The organism is Pseudomonadales bacterium, from assembly GCA_024234435.1.
Classification (GTDB): domain Bacteria; phylum Pseudomonadota; class Gammaproteobacteria; order Pseudomonadales; family Porticoccaceae; genus JACKOF01.
Genome location: JACKOF010000001.1, coordinates 717,203 through 739,435, shown reverse-complemented (window position 1 = coordinate 739,435; position 22,233 = coordinate 717,203). Strand labels below are relative to the sequence as shown.

Annotated in this window: 9 protein-coding genes; all 9 read right to left on the bottom strand. The window is 49.8% G+C overall.

The window, feature by feature from the left end:
- Window positions 1-215: 215 nt before the first annotated feature.
- Entirely contained in the window at window positions 216-1,571 is a 1,356-nt protein-coding gene (locus H7A02_03390) for a hypothetical protein (protein MCP5171298.1), read from the bottom strand.
- Window positions 1,572-1,698: 127 nt separating this feature from the next.
- Entirely contained in the window at window positions 1,699-4,974 is a 3,276-nt protein-coding gene (locus H7A02_03385; GenBank protein MCP5171297.1) for an AAA family ATPase, read from the bottom strand.
- Between the two features lie 11 nt (window positions 4,975-4,985).
- Entirely contained in the window at window positions 4,986-6,227 is a 1,242-nt protein-coding gene (locus H7A02_03380; protein ID MCP5171296.1) for an exonuclease SbcCD subunit D C-terminal domain-containing protein, read from the bottom strand.
- Window positions 6,224-8,656, bottom strand: coding sequence for an AAA family ATPase (locus H7A02_03375; protein MCP5171295.1), 2,433 nt, complete (start codon window positions 8,654-8,656; stop codon window positions 6,224-6,226). The genes H7A02_03380 and H7A02_03375 overlap by 4 nt, the downstream gene beginning before the upstream one ends.
- Window positions 8,653-11,880: a UvrD-helicase domain-containing protein gene (locus H7A02_03370; GenBank protein ID MCP5171294.1), complete on the bottom strand. Its 3,228-nt coding sequence runs from the start codon at window positions 11,878-11,880 to the stop codon at window positions 8,653-8,655. The genes H7A02_03375 and H7A02_03370 overlap by 4 nt, the downstream gene beginning before the upstream one ends.
- Window positions 11,877-14,636, bottom strand: a complete 2,760-nt coding sequence (locus tag H7A02_03365; GenBank protein ID MCP5171293.1) for a PD-(D/E)XK nuclease family protein — start codon at window positions 14,634-14,636, stop codon at window positions 11,877-11,879. Before H7A02_03365 ends, H7A02_03370 begins: the two co-directional genes overlap by 4 nt.
- Window positions 14,637-14,695: 59 nt before the next feature.
- Window positions 14,696-15,748 carry a hypothetical protein gene (locus H7A02_03360; GenBank protein ID MCP5171292.1) on the bottom strand — a complete coding sequence of 351 codons (1,053 nt, stop codon included), beginning with the start codon at window positions 15,746-15,748 and terminating at the stop codon, window positions 14,696-14,698.
- A 16-nt stretch (window positions 15,749-15,764) separates the two neighbouring features.
- Window positions 15,765-17,165, bottom strand: coding sequence for a hypothetical protein (locus H7A02_03355; GenBank protein MCP5171291.1), 1,401 nt, complete (start codon window positions 17,163-17,165; stop codon window positions 15,765-15,767).
- A complete protein-coding gene (locus H7A02_03350; protein MCP5171290.1) occupies window positions 17,165-22,216 on the bottom strand; it encodes an AAA family ATPase in 5,052 nt (1,683 codons plus the stop codon). Before H7A02_03350 ends, H7A02_03355 begins: the two co-directional genes overlap by 1 nt.
- Window positions 22,217-22,233 lie beyond the last annotated feature (17 nt).

The window sequence follows — 22,233 nt, the reverse complement described above, 5'->3', positions numbered from 1 at the left end:
TATTTTTCATACAGTTACAAATCACCATATTCCAAATACCACGAAAAATACCATGCTCAGGAATTACTTGAAAATAATTTCATTTTTTTACTGGTTAGCCCAGCCTTAAAGGGCAAGCACCAGAACAACCGAGTGTCCCCTATGGATGGGGTTAGCAAAAAACTCACATGCTGACGATGTTACAACATCTCTCCCCTTAGCGCCTCAAAGGGATCTCAGTCATTCTCGACAACAATGGCAAAATGCTCAGAGCGCTTCCCGGGGAGGCCGTCTTTGCGAAATCTGGTGCCCCACACGCCGAACATGACACGCTCATCGGACAAATACACATTCATGCCTTCAACCTTTAGTCGCACTGTGCTCTTACCTGACTCAACCACCACGATATCACCGGTCTCGATACCCAAGATATCCTGACACAGGGCTACCGTCTCACTTTCGAGTTCCTCCCCCCACCGCTCCAGGTCGGTCTCCAATCGCTGCCAGGCGCGCCTCGCAGTCACAAACGGACCAGTTTCGGACTGAGAGAACCACAGCCGATCGAATAGAGCGAGTCGCTCGTTCGGCACCGATCTATCCATGTCATAGGTCGCATCTACCAAACCGTCATAGATTACCCGCGCTTCCTGTAATGCCTGCAGACGTTCGGCATAAGGGTGCTGCATCGCAGATCGTGAGATTTTGCCCGGCAATCGCAGCTCCGATGCCGGCACCAGGTCAATTGGACAAATCTCTCTCAGGGGTAATCGAACAGTCTCGAACTGATCATGTGACCAGGAATTGTCCAGCTGGGCTCTGACCCAGACCTCGTTAGAGGATACGCACAGCTCCGTCTTTGATTTCGAGTACACACGGGGAGAAGATATCTGATTAACTGACCACGCATGTTCCAAGGCTGACATGTCGGCGGCAACATAGGCACAGCCGTTGGTTCGCGCTAACCGAGAAAGATGAGCAATTCGCCGCAGGAAATCTTCAGTCGCCCGAATGGAGATACTAGGGTCCAGTGAACGAGAGTACCGTTCGTCCGACTGTCTATGGAAAACTAACAGCTGCTCCTTCGCGTAAGGCAGCAATTTAGCGACAAGATTACTCAGACTGCTAATGGCTCCGTTCATACTTGAAGCTGTCGTTCTCGCTTCAACCCATTTTTCATACCGAGTCTGAAGAATGATCAAAACCTGCGCAGCGAGTTCCGAGGGGATGGATCGGATGCCATCATAGGCCAGCACAGATTCACCGACCTCTATTCCCGTCGCAGCCAATTCATCGAAAGCCAACTTGAGAAATTCCAACTGCAGCTTAGAGAGCCGTATTGGGGTGGTTGATCTGGTCTGCTTTTTTAACCGCTTTTCGACTTCCGTACGGTAGGCTTGAAGTGGTGGCTGTCTTGGTTTGCGACCGGCAGCAATCTTGGCCCAATAGCCCCTCGGCGGTTTTGGCACTTGCAGTCGTTGACACAGCTTACCAAGCGCGACGTCTGAAATACCCAGTTCACGAGCTACCTCTTTGGAAGGACGATCCCAAACCGAAGCAAACAGTTCTTCACGTGACAATGCGCTATTTTTCAATTACCCGCACCAAACAATGGCAAAACTAAATATCTCTCACTCGATAGCAGATCGACGTTTTTCCTCTGCGGCCTGATAGTTTATCAAGTGCCCTTAGGCTATTGTGAAATCATCCAATACTGTTGAGTCAGCCAGCTTCTACGGCCAACCCTGTCGCATCCAATCTCCCGCATCCAGGCCCAAAAATCTGGCTTCTGCCACCGGTTTGGGGAGTCACCTGAATTTGCGTACTAATCCGCTCTTTTAATGCAGCAACATGTGAAATCACGCCAATCAACTTTCCATCCTGCTGCAGCCCCGCGAGCGTTTCTAGAGCTGTGTCGAGCGCTTCCTCATCCAATGTTCCGAAACCTTCATCTAGGAACAGTGAGTCCACCCGTACATTCTTGCTGGCCATGTGGGACAAACCCAGAGCCAGGGACAAGCTGACAATAAAGCTCTCACCACCAGAAAGGTTTTTGGTGGAGCGAATCTCTCCGGCCTGGTAGCTGTCGACCACGTTGAGTTCAAGTGGCTGAGTCTCATCGCGAATCAACAAATAGCGGTCAGTCATTTTCTGCAGCTCCCGATTGGCATGACCAATCATCATTTCGAAAGTCAGCCCCTGTGCAAAGTTTCGATACTTCTTACCGTCTGAAGAACCTATCAAATCGTGTAGGTTGTCCCACCTACTGCACTCTTTTTTCTGGGCGTCGATAGCTGCATGCTTTTCCTTTATCCGCTCCTTTGCTGCTGCATTCTCACTAATCTTGTGCTTAAGACCGGCAATGATGTCACGCAGGTCTCTCAGATTATCCTCTTGCTCTTTGAATTGAGGCTCAAGCTCCTCCAGCGATTTATCGGTGACCTTGCGTGCCATTTCCGTAGCAAGACGCATTTCCCGATCCTTCCGTCTGGCCTTCAGTTCCGTTTGACGCTCATCCAAATCCTTGGCCGTGGCTGTCAGCTCCGCCCGAGCTTCAGAGGGCAGTATGGCCGCCAAGAACTGTTCTTCATTTGAAAATCCAACTGGCGCGAGCGCTGCGGAGAATTTGGTTTCAAGACCTCTCAGTTCCGGCTCTCGCAATTCGATGCGTTTCTTTAAAGATTCAGCATGGGCCTTCGCGGTATTCCATTTTTGTTGGAGCTCATTGTGCCGCTCTCTGACCTGCTTCTCCGCATCTTCGGCATCAGAAATCGCCTTGTTTAAACGGCGCTCCTCATTGTCGGGATTCTTGTCGCCGTACAGTGCATTACGCTCATCACTTCCGGTGGCGAGTTCCTTCTTCAAGGTTTCAAGACGATCCAGCTTTTCGGCCAGGGCGGTGCCTTGAGTTTCGATAACCGCATCCAACCGCTTCAGCTCACTGTCGATGTCGGCAATCTGTTTCTCGATGTCCGTCTTTTTCTTTACCTGGGCCTGCCACGCCGTCAGCCGCGCCTTGAGTGTTTCGATCAGTGATGAAATGTCCGTATCAGGGATACCCGCAATACCAAGCGGCTGGAGTTTCGTAGTAACGGCCTGCCTGCGTTCGGCAAAATCGGCAAGGAGTTTCACCAGGCCGTCCTTCACCTCGGCGTGGGCTTTCTCGGCAGCCTTCTTGTCATTGGCCGCTGCTGACTCCAACTTCTCAGCCTCCGTCAGGTTTCTGCGGGCCAGGCTCTCAGCTTCTTCGAGTTTCTTGATGGTGGATTCCTGATTTTCAGCCTTACTGATTAGCCTAGTCAGGTCGTCGATTTTCTTTTCGGTTTCATCGGGAACAGGGGCATTCCCCTCCGCAAACGGGTGCTCGGTTGCGCCGCAGAGTGGACAGGGCTTGCCATCCTCCAGCTTTGCCCGATGATCTTCAAGCTCCGCAATCTTCGCCAGGAAGGCCATTTCACGCAGCAGGGTTTCTTTCTCGGTGCGGTATTCCCGCAACAAACGCCCCCCCAGTAGTTGGCTCAAACCATCCTTACCCTGCTGAAGCTGTTTCGAGGCACCCTCCAACTCCTGCTTCCGAATGCCGGATTGCTTGTGACAGTCGTCGAGTGACTTTGTCGCCAATTCAAGAGCCTTCGTGGCGGCTTCTTGAGTAGCCTCCTTTTGAACGACTTCATTTTGCTTGGAGAGCAGGCTGGCGATCTGTTCTTCAACGCCAGCCAGACCGCTGACTAGCCATTCGTCCTGTGCATGCTCCTTGAGATAGACATCCACGAGATCCCGTGTCTCATGAGCCTTGGATCGTTTGTTCTGCTCTTCGAGCCGGGCTTGTTTGTCTGCATCAATTTTTGCCGCAGCCTTATTGCAGCCCTCATCCCCTTCCGATACAGCTTTTTTTTGATCGGCAATTTTCTGATCAAGGGAGCGAACCTTCTGCAATGTAGCCGCAGCCGATTTCAACTCTTCTTTGGCTCGAGCAGTTTGTTGCTCAGCTGATTTCAGTGCCTCGTCCTGTTCCTTGGCGGAGGATTCCAGACCCGGAAGAGCCTCATCCTCGGCTTTCAAACCGGCACTGTCATCCGCCTGCTGTTTTCGGGTGGCGGTTAGCGTTGCGTAGGTGCCATCCAGCGAAGTAGCGCTCAAAGCCCGACCCAGCTTTTCACGATCCGGTTTGAACGTCTCGATATCGCACTGCAGCTTGCTCGCTTCATCGGCCAGGTTGACGATTTCCTTCTTCAGCCCATCGATGGTGGTGAGCCAGGTAATAGATTGTCCGATTTCAGAAAATCTAGCTGCAAGGTCTGCCTCTTCCTTCTGCCTTGTCCCCAGTACCTGCCCAATCTCCTGTTCCTGCTCCGGCTCAAGAATCACGATGCCTGCCGTTTCAGCCTGAAGCAGGTTTAGTTTTTCCCGCTCCTCGCGATGGCGCTCATGGACACGGATAGATATCTGGCTGTAGATCTCTGTTCCCGTGATCTGCTCCAGAATCGGCGCACGATCATCCGGTGCCGCCTGAAGGAACGCAGCAAAGCCGCCCTGGGCCAGCAACATGGATCGGGTGAAACGATCAAAGTCCATGCCGGTAGCCGACTCAATCTGGTCGGCTACCCCTCTGAGCTTGGATTCGAAAATCTCGCCGGAATCGGCATTGGCAATTTCGTGCTTCGGGGCCTGGAGTTCGCCATCCGGTTTCTTGCGTGCCCGGTGTTGGCTCCAGTGACAGCGGTAACGGCCGGTCTGGGTTTCGAAGGTCACCTCGGCAAAGCACTCGCCGGTCTGGCGGGACATGATTTCGTTTCCGCTCTTGGTGACCTTGTTCAGGCGAGGCGTCCGCCCATAAAGTGCGAGGCAAATAGCATCGAGGATCGTGGTCTTCCCTGCGCCAGTGGGTCCGGTGATGGCGAAAATACCATCAGACGCGAAAGCCGGGTGCATCAGGTCGATTTGCCATTCACCGACCAGCGAGTTCAGATTCTTGAAGCGTACCTGCAGTATTCTCATCGACAGCCTCTCTATTCCGCCTGCACGTCGTCTTCATAGAGAGACGAGACCGTTTCCTGGTAGGCCCGAAGCAGCTCAGGGCGCTGCTCTTCGGGCACGTCATGGACAGCGAGGCATCGTTCGAACACGTCATTCACGTTCAAATCGTCGAGTGTTTCCTCTTCATGAATTTGTCCCAGCACGCGGTCGATGATGCGGCTGTTCTTTATCCGGAGAATTTCCATTTGGGTGCCGGAAATCGCTGCCTCCAGGCGCCCACGCAGGTCGCCAATGACTTCCGTGCCGTCGTAAATAACTTCGAGCCAGACTCCTGATTGATTGGGGTCCTCCGTCGCTGACAATTCAAGGATACGATTTGAGATGCCGTCCCAGTCTCCTTTGATCCGCTCAAGTTTCTGAAAAATTGGCACGTCGATCAGCTGCACGGATGCAGCCGTGCTGTGGAACTCAACCTGGCAAATGCTCTTCTGCTGTTTTGCCTCTCCGAACCCCATGGGCAATGGGGAACCACTGTACCGAATGATTTCGGAGCCATTCACCTTTTGCGGAACATGGAGGTGCCCAAGCGCGACATAGTTAAAGCAGGCAGGAAAAATCCCTGCTGTCACATGTGCCAAGGAGCCAACGTAGAGTTCGCGCACGCCATCGCCCTCAATGGTTTGCCCGCCAGCAGTAAACAGATGCCCGGTACCAACAATAGGAATATCGACACCAAGCTCCTTTCTCCTCTGCTCGGCCAGGGCGGCGACGGTGGAGTAATGAGTGCGAATGCCTTCAATCAGCTTTCGTTCCTTGTCCTCAATGCTCTCACCCGCTTCCGCCACGCGGATATCCCTGTCGCGGAGATAGGGCACGGCACAGACAATCAATTCCGGGACGTCCTGCCCATTACGGAGCACCAGCACTTCGTCTTCCGGGTGTGCGGTGCTACTCCCGACCACGTGGACATCAAGGGCCTTGAGCAGCTCCTTGGGTGCATTGAGAAAAGACGGGGAATCGTGGTTGCCTGCGATAACGACAATATGCCGACATGACGAGGCGGCTACCCGGCACAGGAACCGGTAATACAGCTCCTGGGCGCGATTGCTCGGAGCGCTAGTGTCAAAAACATCACCCGCCACCAGCAAGGCATCAATTTCATTCTGTTGAATCGTCTCGGCCAGCCAGGTCAGAAAGGCCTCGAACTCCTCGTAGCGTTTCCTGCCATAAAGAGTGCGGCCGACATGCCAGTCGGATGTGTGGAGGATTTTCATTGAGCCTCCTGCGCCTTATTAAAGTCCTTCTCGAACAAATCATCCTTCACCCCGATACTTTGTAGAAGAGCTGAATACTGATCAGCATCATCCTTGATCTTTGAAATAATCTGCTGAGCAACAGTTTTCATTTCGGGGACGTCTATTGGAGAAGCACCACGTTCAAATACGCCACACAAATGTGAATACTCGTTATTAACTCGGTCCGTAAATATTGCCGGAACACTATCCTCACCAAAAAATTTTAATAACTTGTCGTCGCCTTCAATACCATTCGGGTATCTGTAATAGAGGTATATTTCCAAAAACTTTCTGGCATTATTCCCGAAGTTATAGAATTCGTGATAATTTCCATCACCAATAGATTCAGCGGTTGCACACTTATAAATTTGATGAAATAAATAATTAAATTCCGTAACGTAGTTTTTCAGGTAACCGGGCATTAGACATATTTGACTTGAATCGCCCGAACGCTCTACCATAAAAAACTCACGGATCTTTATCCTCTTATCTCCTTTACCCTTATAATCACTGGAAATCCTCTTTAGGTATTTCAAGAAATCAAGATTGTGTGTGGAGATAAATAGCTGCAAAAAATTCTTCGGTTTCACAATTACAGCATTGATAAGGCTGTAGACAAAAAAGATATGGTTTGCATCCAGACTGGAAATGGGATCATCGATCCAGATAATCGGCTGATTACCTTTGGTCTCAATATCATCAAGCTTTGCCATAAAGTAACAGAAAGCTATCAAACTGCATTCGCCCTCACTCAGGTGGAATGCCTTATTATCGTTGCGAGTTACTTCAAACCGGTATCCCGTTGAAATATCCTCGGCATTTTCCTCAATGGCTTTGAGTGAAAGTGACTGGTGACCAAAGAAATTGTTCAGATAATCATTTACACGGTCAGCCCCTTTACTTTCATCTTTCAGCTGAGCCTTTAGTTCATTGATCTTTTCTCGCTTAGCATCGACTTTTTCCTTTGCGGCACTCTTAACTCCCTCTGCCTCACCCATTGCCGCTCTCAAAGTATCAATAGCCGTGCATTCATCTTCGTATTTTATGTCGTTAATGAATGTGTGAACTTCATGAAGCCTTAAAGCAGCACGAGCTTCTGATTGATCCGCACTCAGTGAAGCAGTCAACTGGTTTGATTCCTCTCGAAGTTTTTCAAACGAATCTCTAACCGCATTCAGAGCATCTTCAGAGAAGTCAGGAGAATAGAATTCTAGAGGTGTAAAAATGTCATCTTTTCGTTTTTCGACCTGCTCCTTTATAGAATCAAGACTTGCACAATAAGAAGCGGCCTGATTTGAAAACCGTTCTGCCAACGATTCCAAATCATTGGCAAAATTAGAATAGAACTCTGAATTCTTGATCATCAACAGACCGGGGACTCGTTCCCGCTCACGCTCAACCGCTACAATTAGGTTATCCAGTGCTTGACGAAGCTCTTCAGACTCCCGATTAAAATGTTTATCCAACTTTTCCCATAAATCTGGAGGAAGGTCGCTACCACAAAAAGCACAAGTATCTCTCTTATCTTTGTGATACCCCCGACCAGTCCTAACCCAGGCTGACAGAGCTGCATCGTTTAGCAACTCCTGAATTGGGTCAGATGCCTGAATCTTTTTTTCGACAAGCTCTTTAGCCGCTGATGCTATCGCAGAGTACTGAAGATTGAATAACGATGGTTCTTTTACCTCCGGCTTAGGCTCTTCTTTGAGGAGATCATGAAACTTACCTACTTGTTCATCCGTAATTGGGGAATAGGTGTCTTTGATAACAGTGGCGATATCTGCTTTTATCTTGGGCACATTATAGTTGGCATCCCCAAAGGATTTATTGTGCTTAATTCCAGTCCCTGCCTTATTGGCTTTGTCCCGTAATTTACCTTCCAATCCTGAAGACCTATCATCGTGGGAGTTTTTGGCCTCTTTGTATTTTTCCTGAGCACTAAGGAGATCACCAAGAAGTCCCGACCTTTCTTCTTCACTCCCAAGTTCCGCTTCATGCTGCTCAATCTGCTCCTCTAGCTTTGTATTATCTTCCCCTAATATTGCGAACGAATTGATGGTTTGCTCATCATCAATAATGAAACGCAGGTTGTCTCTGACGAAATCTTCGTTAAAGACTCGAACCAATTGGCCATGACTGCCTAGTGAGTTTTGCGTTACATTATTGCCGCCTTCGAGAGACAACTGAAATTCAGGCGAGTTATATTTGTCTGATATAAAGCCGGTTTCTAATGCTCTAAATATCCGTGATAAAGTTGTTTTGCCCGAATAATTGCGGCCATAAAGAATGTTGATCTTCTTAAACTCCGCAATGTTATTACCCTCATCCCTGACTGACGAAGACCACCGATAATCCTGAAATACCGCCATATTTTTAATCGAGTCGATCTTCTTTATCTCACCGCTCATTTAATTCCCTTCTGTATAATTTTCGAGTTTCTAGATGACTCTTCCGGTAATCCGCCAGAACGATGCAACACTATGGTTCCTCGCCGAATCAAGTTAATCCCTACCCCAAGCACAGTATGCCCCATGCTCTGCAGCAGATTTGCGTAGCATTCCAACTGTGGCCGATAGCCATTAAATGCCGCTTCTGGATCCTCAATCTGGTCTGACTTGTGGTCAAGAATCCATAGGCCACTGTCTGTTTCCAGCACCAGGTCGGCGGTGCCAGAGACCACGGAACCGTTATCATCAAGTCCCAGTAATGGAAGTTCTCGATGCACGGCTGTTGCGGAAAAGTACTCTGCCACCCATTGCTCGAAACTATTCACACTGGCAGCGATGTTCGCGGCGGTACCGTCGGTGAGCTCTACACCAGTAACACCTGAGATGTTTGCAGCGTGTCCTGGATTAGCGCCGAGGATCTCAAAGCAGCGGTGCAAAAAGGTACCGAGTACCGTGCCGGTGAGCTCGATATCCAGGTCCAGCCCTGTGTGGTAGCGGATCAACTCCAGTGGCTGACTGGCCGTATCTGAGGGCTGAATACTTTCCATTCCCGACGGCACAACGCTGTCCGGAATCAATCCCTGCGGGACGGTTCCGCGCTGTATCGCCCGGCGGCCGATGGTGGCCAACAGGTCAGTGGTTGTCTCTCCGACTGTCCCGATAGCCTCTGGCAACTCTGACTCCCCCTCCCTGATCACACAAGGGAACGAATTGTCACCAATGCTTATGGTCGCGTCTTGGCGCGATGGGGTGAGGCCTGCTGCGAGAATTGACCAATAGGTGAGTCCATCTTTATCCGCCAAATAGCTCGGCCATTCCAATACCAGTTTTTCCCGTGCTCGGGTCATGGCGACATAGATCAATCGTCTGGATTCAAGCTCGGTGGCTAGCCCCAGCGCTTCAAGGAACTTGTCGTCGGACTCGGGGGCGGCAAACTTGGGGGAGTACTCAATTTGCGCCTTCTCGATCAGCTGGGAGAGATCCTCAAATGTGCTGTAGCCGAGCGCCATGTTGGGCAATCCCGGGCTCAAGCTCCTATCCATGCCACACACAAACACCACGGGCCACTCCCGGCCTTTGGAGCTGTGCCAGGTCACCAGCTGAATGGCATCTTCATCGATCACTAGCGGGTCAGGCTGATGGTTCTTATCCTTCTGCTCGACCTTGGCATTCAGCCAGGCCAGAAAACTCTGAATGCCGGAACCGTAATAGCCACCACTGGCGAGTGCTTCACGGTTGGCATCCATGTATTCGCCCGCCTCGGCCTGCAAGCGAAGCAAGTTTGCCCGAGCCTGATCGGCATCCGGCCAGACGGACACCTCATCAAAGAGATTGAGTGCCGCACAGGTGTCAGCCACCAAGGCAAATAGAGTTCGGTCCTTAACATTCGCGGCCAGCGCATCCAACCGAGCCAACACCGGATCGACGATTTTCCCATCGGCAATCAGCTGTTCCAGGGCCGTTTTCAAATCGAGGCTACCCAATTCGGTGACGGCCAGGTACAACGCGGCATGGCGATCATTAGGGTTGGCGACATAGGCCATGGCCTGGCAGGCCAGTTGCACCACCCGTGAAGCGTGCCAGCCGTCCTCTTGCAATCGCACCCGCAGCCCCATTGCCCGCAACACATCGGCGTAATCTGCCAGCATCCTGTGGGTGGGACAGAGCACCGCAATATCCCCACCACGCAGTCGACGCAGCTGCTTTGTGCGTCGATCCCTAATCTGCTGAGCAGGATCTTCCAGCATCACCTGTAGCCGCTCACCAACAGAAAGTGCCCGAACGGCATGCTGACCTTTTTTGGCCTTCACCGGAAAATCAATCAGCTCGATCGGTTCCTGGATGCTCGCAGCCCCCTGCGGAGCCAGAGGCACGTATTCATCACCGCACAAGCCGGGGCCAACTGCATTGATAAAGTGCATCAGGGTTGGCTGGGATCGCCAGTTGCTGGTCAAGGGCTTGGCGACATCCTTATTCTGGCGGATCAGGGCATCAAACAGGCGCGGGTCGGCGCCCTGGAAGCCCATAATTGCCTGCTTCAAATCGCCAACGGTGACAGTGGGTACACCGGCGTCCCTCAACTGCCACAGCAAGGCAAACTGCAGCGGGTTGGTGTCCTGAAACTCGTCCACAACCAGGCAATCGATGCGCTGGGCCAGGGTATTCAATACTTCCGGGCGGTTGCGCAGCATGTCTGCGGCCATGGCGATCATGTCGCCGTAGTCGACCAGCCCCGCTTCACGCTTGGCTTGCGCATAGTGGACCAGCACTTCCTGGCCGGCGGCGATCAGGGATTCAATGTGCAATACGGCCTGTTCACGCGGGCCGGGATGCGTAGGCAAAGCGTTCGCAGCCTCGATAACTGTATCGGCCAGCTCGTCATAGCCGTCGGGCAGCTGGCAACCCCGCTTGGATTTGCGCAGCGCGCGCAGCTCTTTCCACAGTTTCCAATCGGTATTTAAACCTTCACCTGCCGCCGCGGCCCGCAAATTTCGATAGTCGCGCTGAAACTCTTTTGAAGCCGTGGCGTTATTGCCAAATTCTCTGGATAAATTCTCCGGGAAGGCCTCCAGCAGACGACTTGCCGCCTGCTGCAACCGTGCCGTCATTTGGTCACCGTCTCCGGTGACGCCGTAGCGCGCTCTGATCCAATCGGCAGCAAACGCTGAGTAGCTATCGCTCTCTTCGGACCAACCGGCAGATCGCAGCAAGGTGACAATTCTCAGCAGATCATCGCGAAATCCCTCTTCGGCGCTCTTCTGGGAGTTAAAATCAAAGCTGTAGCCAAATCTGGCCAGGTCTGAGGTGATGACATCTGCCTTTTCAGTGCGCGCCAACGCCAGCCGAATCAGCGTGTTTTCTTCGTCCTCATTCAGCAGTCGGGGTCTGGGAGACAGACCCGCATCAAATGCAAATTCCGTCAGCAAGCGCAAGCCAAAACCGTGGATGGTGGAGATGTAGGCCTGATCCAGCTTTAAGGCTTCTTCCAAGCGACCAAGACTCAGCAACTTGGCGCGAATCCGCTCCCGCAGCTCTGCTGCAGCCGCTTCGGTAAAGGTCACCGCCACGATACGTTCGGGAGCAATCAACCCGGCAACCACCCACTCACCTAACTGCTGCTGAATGGTGTAGGTCTTACCGGATCCCGCGCCGGCGGGAATAATTGTGAGTGCGGGCAACATCATTCGGCCTCCCTGGCTTCACCGGGAATGGTGAATAGCGGAATCAACGGGCTGTTCTCCAGGGCATAGGGCTTCACGCCCGCCTGTTTATCGAAGAACGCGGCATCGCCGTCCCGATTCAAATACAGCTGACCTGCCCTCACCTCGCCCAATCGCTCCCGGATCAGGGTCATCGCCTGTTCGGCCACATCGCCATCCAGCACCTCCCAGCCCGGAATAGCTCCAGACTCGACCACCAAGGCATCGGACAGCGACGTCTGGTCGTTAGTCATGAAATAGACGATACCGGTGGTATCCCCAGCCTTCAGTCTCTCCAGCAAGGCCGTATTGTCTTCGCTCCTGGCCCCTCCCATTTTAGGCCCGCCGGTTTGCAGCATGGTGCGGTACAGGTTTGCCTGACTGTCGTAGCCTTTCTGCATGCGGGGCCTGCGGCTGTTGGCACTGGAGCGCTTGTAGTCGACCACCAGCAATCGGCCATCGGGCAGGCCCAGCAATATATCGGCCTGGCCATGAATGGGCAGACCTTCCAGGTGCCCTTCCAGCCACTCTTCGGTACCGAGGATTTCGGCGTTCAAGGTCACCAACACGTCTCGCCAGGCCAAGGCGGCCTTGGTGATGCCAGTGGCCAAATGCCGGCGTTCAACCTGCCACTGCGCAGCGCGGAGGAAGGGTGCGTGGGTTCTGATGGCCGCGTCCAGCAGTGGCTCCACTTGTGCGCTGATGGCCTGTGGGTCGGGTATCGGGCGCGATGCCTGAAACAGCTCCTCCAAGACCTGGTGAGTCAGCGTGCCCAACAACATGACATCGGGCCGCTCCGGCTCCCAGCCCTGGGGCTCCGCGTTGATGCGACGTAACAGCCAGGCCAGCCTGGACACCATCAGTGTCTCCAGGCTGCTGGGAGACTCGGGCCGAAGATTACCCTCAGCATCGGTGCGCAGTGCCAGCAGATCGCACTCGAACTGCATATCTTCCGCGACAATCGCACGAGGTAGCCGCGGCGACTGTGAACCGGCCTGCGGCAGGAAACGAATGCGATCGCGGTCTGCCGCCACATCCATCTCCATAATCAGGGACTCGCCATCATCGATACCGCTGTACAACTGCCCCATAAATACCAGCGATTCCGACGGCGACTGCGATGCGCCACTGGCGTCCCTGCGGGGGATCGTGAAACAGACGAACTCGGCAACAGATGCCAACTGGCGTTTAAATCGCGCCCGTCGATCACGCATTTGGTCAGCAGGTGTTGCCAGCGATAAGCCGAGCACGTCCCGAAGCGCCAGTAAATCCTCAGAGACAAATACCGCGGAATCGCTGCTGGCCACCGGGTAATGCCCTGAGGCGAACCCCAACACCATCAGTAACCGAACCGGGCGCCAGGCCTCGTGGGATTCACGCCATACGGTAATCCCTTCCAGATTGAAATCGGGCGATTCCCCGGTACTGATGTTCTTTGGGCTGGATAGGCGCCGCAGTAGGCTCCAGTCGATGTCCGTCTTTCCGGTTAATGCCGCACACAACTCGTCGGCCGCTGCCTTCGCGTGATAGACGTGGGATTCCAATTGCTCGCTGCCGTCCAGCAAGCCGACAAAGTCCTGAATCGCCGCTGCTAAGGTGTCGGGACGCTCATCGCCCTCACGCAACAGCTCCAACATCTGCCGGGCAGCCCATGTCGCCGCCGGAAATGGGCGCAATCGATAGTCGCCATCCATCACGGCCTGGGCCAATTCGGCACCCTGCTCTTTCGACCAGGGCATTAAGGGAGACGACAAGCAAACGGCCAGAGCCATGGCCGGTGAAGGCTTTTGCCGGCAGTACAGAAAGTGGAACAGGGCCTCACGCCCCAGATCCCGCTGCCAGTGATCCACAGGCAAACCGGAAAGCGGCAGACCCGCCGCTGAAAATGCATCATTGACGGCCAGTGAATACTCAAATGTATCAGGCAACAGCAAGCCAATGTCAGCTGGCGCTAGCCCCGGGGTTTCTGCCAGCATTTGCTGAGCCATGCCCGCCGCCACTTCGGCTTCTTCCAGAAAATCCCTGACACCCACCCATTGCACAGTATCATCCAGCGGCGCCGTCTCCTCTGGCACAGCAAACAGACGTTGCTGTAAAGCATCAAGACTGGTCTGTGGCGCAGCTGAAGAAGGATCGAGCAAGAGCGACGCTATCAGTCCCGTCAATGCCGGGTCAGGTTCTATGCCAGAATCCGCGTTGAGCTTGTCAATCAACGCCCCCTGCCAGCGTGTCAGCGACGGAAATCCCTCTAGGTGATAAACCACGATCTGTCGTATGGCGGCGGATGGATCGGCAGAAAGTAGTTGCTGTATGCCCTGTAGTTCGTCGGGTAGCAGACCATCCAACTTAACCAGTAAACGCACGATATCTTCTACGTGCTTTCTGGGGCGATCAGGGATTTGGTCAAATTTTAGAAAGGCATCACTAACGTTGTAGCTAGGCTGCGTAGCAGAAACCACCAGGGATAGCGCGGCTTCAACTTCTGCCGCCACTTCTTGAGGCGCCACCTCAAAACTGTTCGACCAGAACGCATCAGGCAGCTGTTCCAGCGCCGTATGAAATTGAGACTTCCAGTCACTTACCTGAGGTGGAATGACATACGCGCTGTTGGCCTGTTCGATCAGTTCTGGCCAGGTACCAACCATGATTCCCATACACGGGGATTGTGTCGCCAATAATCGGCGAAGCCGGCGTGCTGCGCTGCCATCGGGCACCAAAAGAAACTGTATTAATTGACTCAATATCTACGCTCCCTTTGAAACATCCACATTTCATCCAAATGTTTGAAGTCAGAAACCGCTTATTCTCTCTCAATAGCGATTTCAAACTGAGGGTACTTTTCGCTGAGCAAGTCCACTGCCTCCAGCGTTCTTACCCCCCACTGATTGGTCATGGCATAGGTCTTACCGTCAATATGAAACAGTTCGTCCTGCTTGCAGAAATAACGCTTGGTCTTCGGTAACTTGCCACCGGTATCAAGCGTCATTAGTTGTTCTGCGAATTGCTCTTCATCGAGTGAGCCATCAAAGCAAACGAAGAGGTTCCCTTTCCGCCAGCTAATAATATCCGCGACCTCTTCTGGCTTGGCTCCTCCCTGGATGACCTCACTCACTAATTGATGCATAAGATTACGCTTATTCAGTCCGTGGTAAGAACGCCCTCCAATCGAGAGATTGAATTTTGAAAAATCCCGAGATGATGTTCTGGACTGTTGCTCTTTTTGCTTCTTCTGTCTCACCTGGACCTGAAATTGTTCGGTCTCAGGTAAAGGGATAACCTGCTGAATGTCCAACAGGATTCGTTGCCCGTCGTAGAATGGTTCCATCTTGACGCAGCGAATATCAATTCCCTTGTCGTTAAGCCATAGCACTGCACTGGTGAGCTCTTTGGAAAACTCAGCTGAAGCCAGAACAATCCGAACATCCTGAGCAAAAGAGTCCTCATCCGGCTCTTCCCAGTCGAGGAACTCAAGGATTCTTTGCTGGGCATCTTCGTCCGATCCGATACTGGTCAGGAAGGACTTATGCGCCTCAACAACCTGGTCAAAGGTCATAGTTGAGATCATGGCACTATAACGAATAGCCTGAAGTTCCATATGCCCACCGTCTTCGGTGCGCTTCAGCTCAATAACAACCAGGTTGGCTTCTTTGTCGATGCAAAGCAGATCAATCCGCCTCCGGCTTACGTCCCAATCGCCGAACTCTTCCGCAATCACCATTGTCTGGTCGGAGATGATTTCGATCTGGTCTCTCAACAGTCGCTGAATATCCTGCCGCTCACGGATACCCCGGTCAGCAAAGGTTGTTTTCTGTAGGCGTTTAATACCGGTATCGCTCAATTCATAAATTGGCAAAGTAAAAACCTCGTTATCAATTTTCTTCTTGGCTAAACAGTCTTACCAAAGGACCGTAATCTCTTTTTTTCATATGCGTATCATGGCTTTGTAGGTATGACTCGAATTTTCTATGGATGCGATCTATATCTGATTCATCTGTCGTGATGAACCCAAAAGGGATAGATACTGATTCACCTGGCTTTTTTAAGTAAAAACAGAGCATGGAAACTACTCCTGGCACTGAAATGACTTCTACTGATCCACCCAGAAAACCTTCAGAAACCTTTATGGCCTTGTCCTTCATAGGACCAAGTGCTTTTTTCCATAACGATTCCTGGTGCTTGTCCTTGCTACCTGCAACGGGTACACAAAGTTGGGCGTCAAGCCCTTTGGTGGAATTGATTAATTCTGAGGTTCGGCTAAAGGATTGATTGCTCATTAGCCAAAAACGATCTGAAGGTGCCAACCAGATACATGACGCAGTAGATTTACCATCTTTGAGGTGCTTCTTGACGATAGTCGTTAGCTGGTTCCAGTTAGCACTATATGTAGGTGAGCCTAAAAAGTAAGATCGACCAGATGAAGAAACACTTTTTTTGACCGCCAATATGGCTAGTGCCGTAAGGTCAATGCCATCCGGTGTAAAACAATCTAGTAATTGTGTTTCTTCTAGCGAATCTAACGCGGAAACAATATCCTGAATGTTAGAGGCGTTAAATGAGTTGAGAAGCACCTCGTTCAAATTCTTTTGGATTTCATCGACATCAAAAAATCGGCTGTCTGAATGCCGTTCGATTGAATTACGTTCAGTATCCAGTGAAAAAGTAATGGAAAATTTGGCGTTATAGTCTTTATTTTTTCTGACATCAGATAACTTATACAGCTCTACTTTACGAATATCATTAATGCCGTCGAAGCTGATCGACTCTTCCTCAAAAATATCAATGTAATTCCGTAGGAATACCGATTTAGCATAGTTGACACTGTTGCTGAGCTTTTCCGTTTCTGGAGAAAGACGTATGGCATTAAGAGGAGGACTTATCTTATCATCAGATCGAATTAAACCAAATGACAATAGATCAAACTTGAAGGTACTGGTGCCTTCGAACAATTTAGTGATTTTCGGGCGATTACCAGAAGGCCCATCAAAATATTTATGGGCCTCAGCTGTCAGTTGAATATTGCCTTCGTTGTCCACGGAGATTTCATTCAGGCTGACTAATTGTGACACGGCTATGCCGATCTCTTTTTCAGTGAGACCAAGAAACTTCGTCAACTGGGTAGCTGACATATTCCCCACTTTCAACAGGCGCAGGATAAACTCGCGGATGAAGGGTAGATCACTTCTTCCCACCAGTGTGTATTCAAACCTAAAGGCCTGAATAGGTAGCGCAATATCTATCGTCATTAGAGGAATCAAAGTGAGATTTGCCATTATCGTTTCCCTCCTTTCTTCACCGTCTGTTTCGCTGGTACGATGCGATATTCATCGTTTTGGTGATTTTGGATATACGAGGTGACTTGTCCAAGTGGCAAGGAGGCGTTTTCGCGGTTCCACATTTGCATGGAGCCAACAATCAACAAACGATCCATAGCACGGGAAATGGCAACATTGATCCGGTTGGGTTCTTTCAAAAATTTAGGCTTTCGATCTTTGCCATTGCGGGTAATAGACACAATGATGATGCGATTCTCTTTTCCCTGATAGCTATCAACGGTATCTATTTTGATCAGGGACCTGAACTCTGGACTCCAGGCTAATTCGTTGAACTTTCTTCGTAAGAGTCGTTTTTGAGCGCCATACATACAGATAATGCCAATGGCAGGTTCGCCTGAAGAGACCAGGGAGGCAAGCTGTTCAACATAGTCGCCATTGGCTTCAATCTCTTTTAAAACGGCTAGGATCTGATTGATTTCTTCAAGATTAACGAGACTCGTACCATCTTCACTGTCGAATCCGAACTTACATTCTGACGTGTCCAGCCAAGTCACAGGTGCTTTCAAAACATCAATGCCGTCATTATAAAATACAGGGATTTCTCGATCTCCGGTGATCAACGGTTGTTCATAGAAAGTATCTGAAACCAGTCGGCTAATCGGTTCAGCCATGCGGTATTGGGTTAAAAGGCTCTTCCCGACTGCTTTGCCGTATGGAGACAGAAATGCCTTTTCAAAATCACTCTTGAAAACTTCCTTTTGGAATGGCTCCACTCTTGGAACACCCAGTTTTCTCAATATGGCGTTTTTATGCTCCTCTTGGAATAGAGGCGGTAATTGCTTGTGATCCCCAACCAGTAAAATACGATTGGCAGATTGCATTGCAATAGCAAGCTCTGATGATATAGAACGTGCCGCCTCATCGATAATCACCCAGTCATATTGATTCTGATTTAAGCCTAGATGCCCGAGCCCCATTCCTACGCAAGTACCACATACCAAAGTTCTGGATCTGGCCAGAAACTCCTCATAGCTTCCAGGGTTTGAGGAAAGCCGGTCTCTGTAATCATTAACCAGCTCTAACAGGGCGCTTATACGTCTATGTTCATGAGGGCCAATACCATAAAGCGCATTAAGGTGTTTATCGACTTTCTCACCGATACTCCCAAGCTCAATCTGACTAACCTCAATGGAGTAAGAGTCGTTGAGTTCAGATATGATTTGATCACAAAGCGCTTCCAGGCTAGACGATAAGCTGGCTGACAGTTGCTCGTCCGATGAATCAACAATATCCGCCTGCAAACGAAGTGCGTTTTTTACTTTCTTCTTGATGCCGAGTTCGGCATTGAGAATGGCATCAATATACTCAGGCTCTAATTTCAGTGACGGCTGAATAAATTTAATCCGCTCCCTAAGTTCTGCAATAAATGACTGTATTCTTGATTCGATCAGATTACGCGAATAGACATCTTTAAGCCCCTGGGAAACAGATGCTTCGGAGTTGCTGAACCGAACAATATCGATTGGCGATTCCAGTCGGGTACAGTGTTTCCGGATACGCTCAACAGCCGTATTGACAGCTTCATGTGATTGACTAACAAGCAGTATGTGCTGCGCATTACCTTCAGTAAGTAAGTAATGCACGAACGCTGAGATAAACTCGGTTTTACCGGTACCTGGTGGCCCTTGTAGAAGTGACAATGGCCCTTTGCTAAACAGGGTCTTGAACGCATCCCGTTGCGCTTCGTTTAGACTAACTGTTAAATTGCCCTCTTCGTCATATTGATCATAGCGATCCAACTGTTCTTCAGTAGGAATGATTTTATAATCGGTGAATGGTTGATCTATAGAGGGTTCAAAATAGGCCGTCAGGTCGGGTATGACAGCATTTTTATTGAGCACTCTCTCCATCGCCTTTTTACGGCGATTGTAGGAAGCTCTGTCTCGTTTGGTGCGAAGGTATAAAACTTCGCCGGTTTTAGGATAGCTCTTACCAGAGCTAAGCGGGATTCGCATTTCTGAGCTGGTGGACTGGTCAATATTGACCTTTCCTACGATAAACTCCTTGTCATCGACCTTTCTGATTGCGATAACATCATCCTCTTTAGAAAAGCGATCGAGCACTTCGTTATCTGAATCATAGGGAATGACCAATTCATTCTTTCGAATATCAGGCTTCGGTTCATCGGCGACTTCAATGCTTGGAAGAGCTTCGGTTTCCGTTTCTAAAATGGCCTTCCATATATTCTTTGTTGCAATCTTTTCATTCTTTATTGAAACAGCAGATTCTTCATCGCACTCAACATCAGCAAGCAGTTTTTTTAGTTGTTCATCAATGTCTTTACTAAGCTTCTCATCGATCTCTTTGTTTTGAGTGTTTTCCTTGATGGCTGCTTTACTATCAATAAGGAATGTTTCGTGAGCGAGCAGATAGGACTGAAGTGCTGAGGTATCCGTATGGTAGTCAGTGGGTTCGATGTTGATTTTGATGGGGAGCGTTAACTGACTTTTATCCCGAATCCAGGGCGGAATATCATCGGCTTTTCGAGGTGCTAGTCCACCTTCGATAGCTTCATTTATAGGGTTAAAGAAAATCGTCCAGGAAGAGTCCACACCAGACAGTAACACCTTCACTGAATCTGAATTCGTTGTTGAGGGTTCATAAAAAAGAAACAGCTCACCGTTATCAGGTAAAAGGCTAATAGCCTCGTTGAAGTCCTGGCGAGATAGTTGGACGTTCAGCTCTTCGATACACTCAAAGGAGGCTTCGTATAGCTCTTTTAGTGACTGACTAAACCTCTCCAATGAAATAAACCCAGAGCTGTCAGATTTCTCTGCTTTGATGATTTCAATTAACTGTGGATGTGTATTTTCTTCATCGAGGCTATCCCAGTCGAGCCCAAGAAGTTCACAAGACATACGAATAACTGCATAGTTATCGCGAACAATCGCCGTTGCGTTATGGATCGTTTCTGGGCTATACCTATGGTTCTTAACTTCTGTTGTCCCAAGCTTAAAGTCAGGTAAGTCTATGATGTAGAGGTTTAGTTCGTCACCTTCGGTCAGTACAAGTATATTCCCAGGGTGTATATCACCATGAGTAACCTCACTTTCATGCAGGAAGCTAACATGGCTGATAAGGGCGTTGATGGCTTTGAGTTTCTGTTCTTCTGAAACATTATAATTCGCCCATGTGTCCCATGAAGGCGCGTCAATAAAATCTTGGATCAGAAAGAGTTCAGATTTATGGGTAATACCCTTGTCGCGAATGCTTGGGATAAACCCCGTTCCGAGCCCTTGGATTTTCTCGACTTTTTCGATAAAAGCTTTGCAAGAAAAGATATTGCTGGAATCTTCATTATCGATGGCATTGTTCCAGATCTTAACAAGTAACTGACCTGAGCGATAAACCTCCTTTACATCGTTAGAAGATATTTCCTGATCTTCGGCGTATGTTTTATAGAGTTTCACCTCGGTTTTGTACTGCTCAATAATAGAACTATCAAATAGCTCTATGGCATTAACCTCTGGCTGTGAATCGGAAAAAGCTATTAAAAATTCGTGCGCATTCCTGTAGCGCTCCTGCGGATCGGGACTGATAGCTTTTTGTATGGTAGAGGCATACCAAGCACTGGAATCTTTAATATTTTTTATAGCATCATTGGTTGATGCGAGATTGAGGCGTTTCCCCTGCATTATCAGCCAGGTCAGAATACCCAGAGAATATATGTCACGGTCATATTCGGTGCCATTATGTTCCGAGTTCTTTTCCTCAGGGATTGATATAATCCCTGAGCTAATTACCTTGCGTCTTTCCCCGACCGTTCCTGCTGGCTTATGGTAAGCCGACATAAAACTGGACATGGCCATTTTCATACCAGGAGAAAGCCATAAACTGTGATCACCAATATCTCGATGAGCAATTTTTATATCATGTAGAGAAGCAAAATTATTCAGGATAATTTTGATAAGTGTCGCTCGTTCTTCTTCGTTGTACTTGGTAACAAAGGAGGAAATAAATTCGTTCAGACGAGAGTAGTTATGAGGAAGCTCAAAAAGCTCATAGAACTCTTCGGTAATATTGTTTGGATCAATATTGGTCAGAGATCGAAGACAGGCGTTGTATAGATCCCCATCGTTAGAGCGTATGAATGATAAAACCTCTTTCTCGTGGCTGACAATCTTGTAGCGTTCGTCTCGTGTTTTGCTGCCGACATCATTCAACTCAGAGAAGTTCCATCTTCTAAGAAGCGCAAAGTCGTCCTTATTGTTCTTATTTTTAGATAAGAACTCCGTGTATATCGAGTCGATATTCTCAGGCGGGAATATTTTTTCGATGGCTTCGTAGCCATCGACGATTAAGCTTTTGGGCTTGGTCTCACCTTCGGAGAAGATTTGATCAAAAACCGGGATGTCTTGGTTTAAGCTTTTATTTGCTTGTGGATGTGGTCGGAAGCGTTTGTTGTAAACACCTTCGTCCGCAAGCTGGAGAAATTCATTAAGTGTTAGGACGTGCTCCTGTTCTCTAGGCGGTAGTTTGGAGGCATCAGCAGTGCCTGTTAACACAACTAGAAAGTCTACCTTGGGACGGTCAAACTTGTGCCCTTGGAAGCTAGGAAAAGCCCTCCCACACTTGGCAAGTTTCGAGGTGAGTAGATGAACCTTGTCTTGTGTTTTGCTGACAGCTGATCGTTCTCTGAGCTCTCCATTTTGATACCAATTATCACCAGACGCAGTAAGCTCGCCATTCCAATGCTTCAGCTCAACGATGATGACGTTATAGTGCGTTACGATGACAAGATCGAATTCTCCTTCGCGGCCAGCACCTGCAAGGCGAAACCCTGCATAGCCTTTCCAGGGCAACATGGCATTGCCGCCGGGCTTTAATACCTTAAGGTCACACAAAGAACCAAGTTTTGCTGGCTTTTTCTCTTGGTTTTGGGCAGATCCTCCAAATGCGTGAGCTATCTTTTCAATTGCTCTAACCTCGTGAAGCGTTAACCCACCTTCCCAGTATTTAACATCCATTTTGTTTTTGTGTTCATTCATAGAATGGCTGTCCCGTA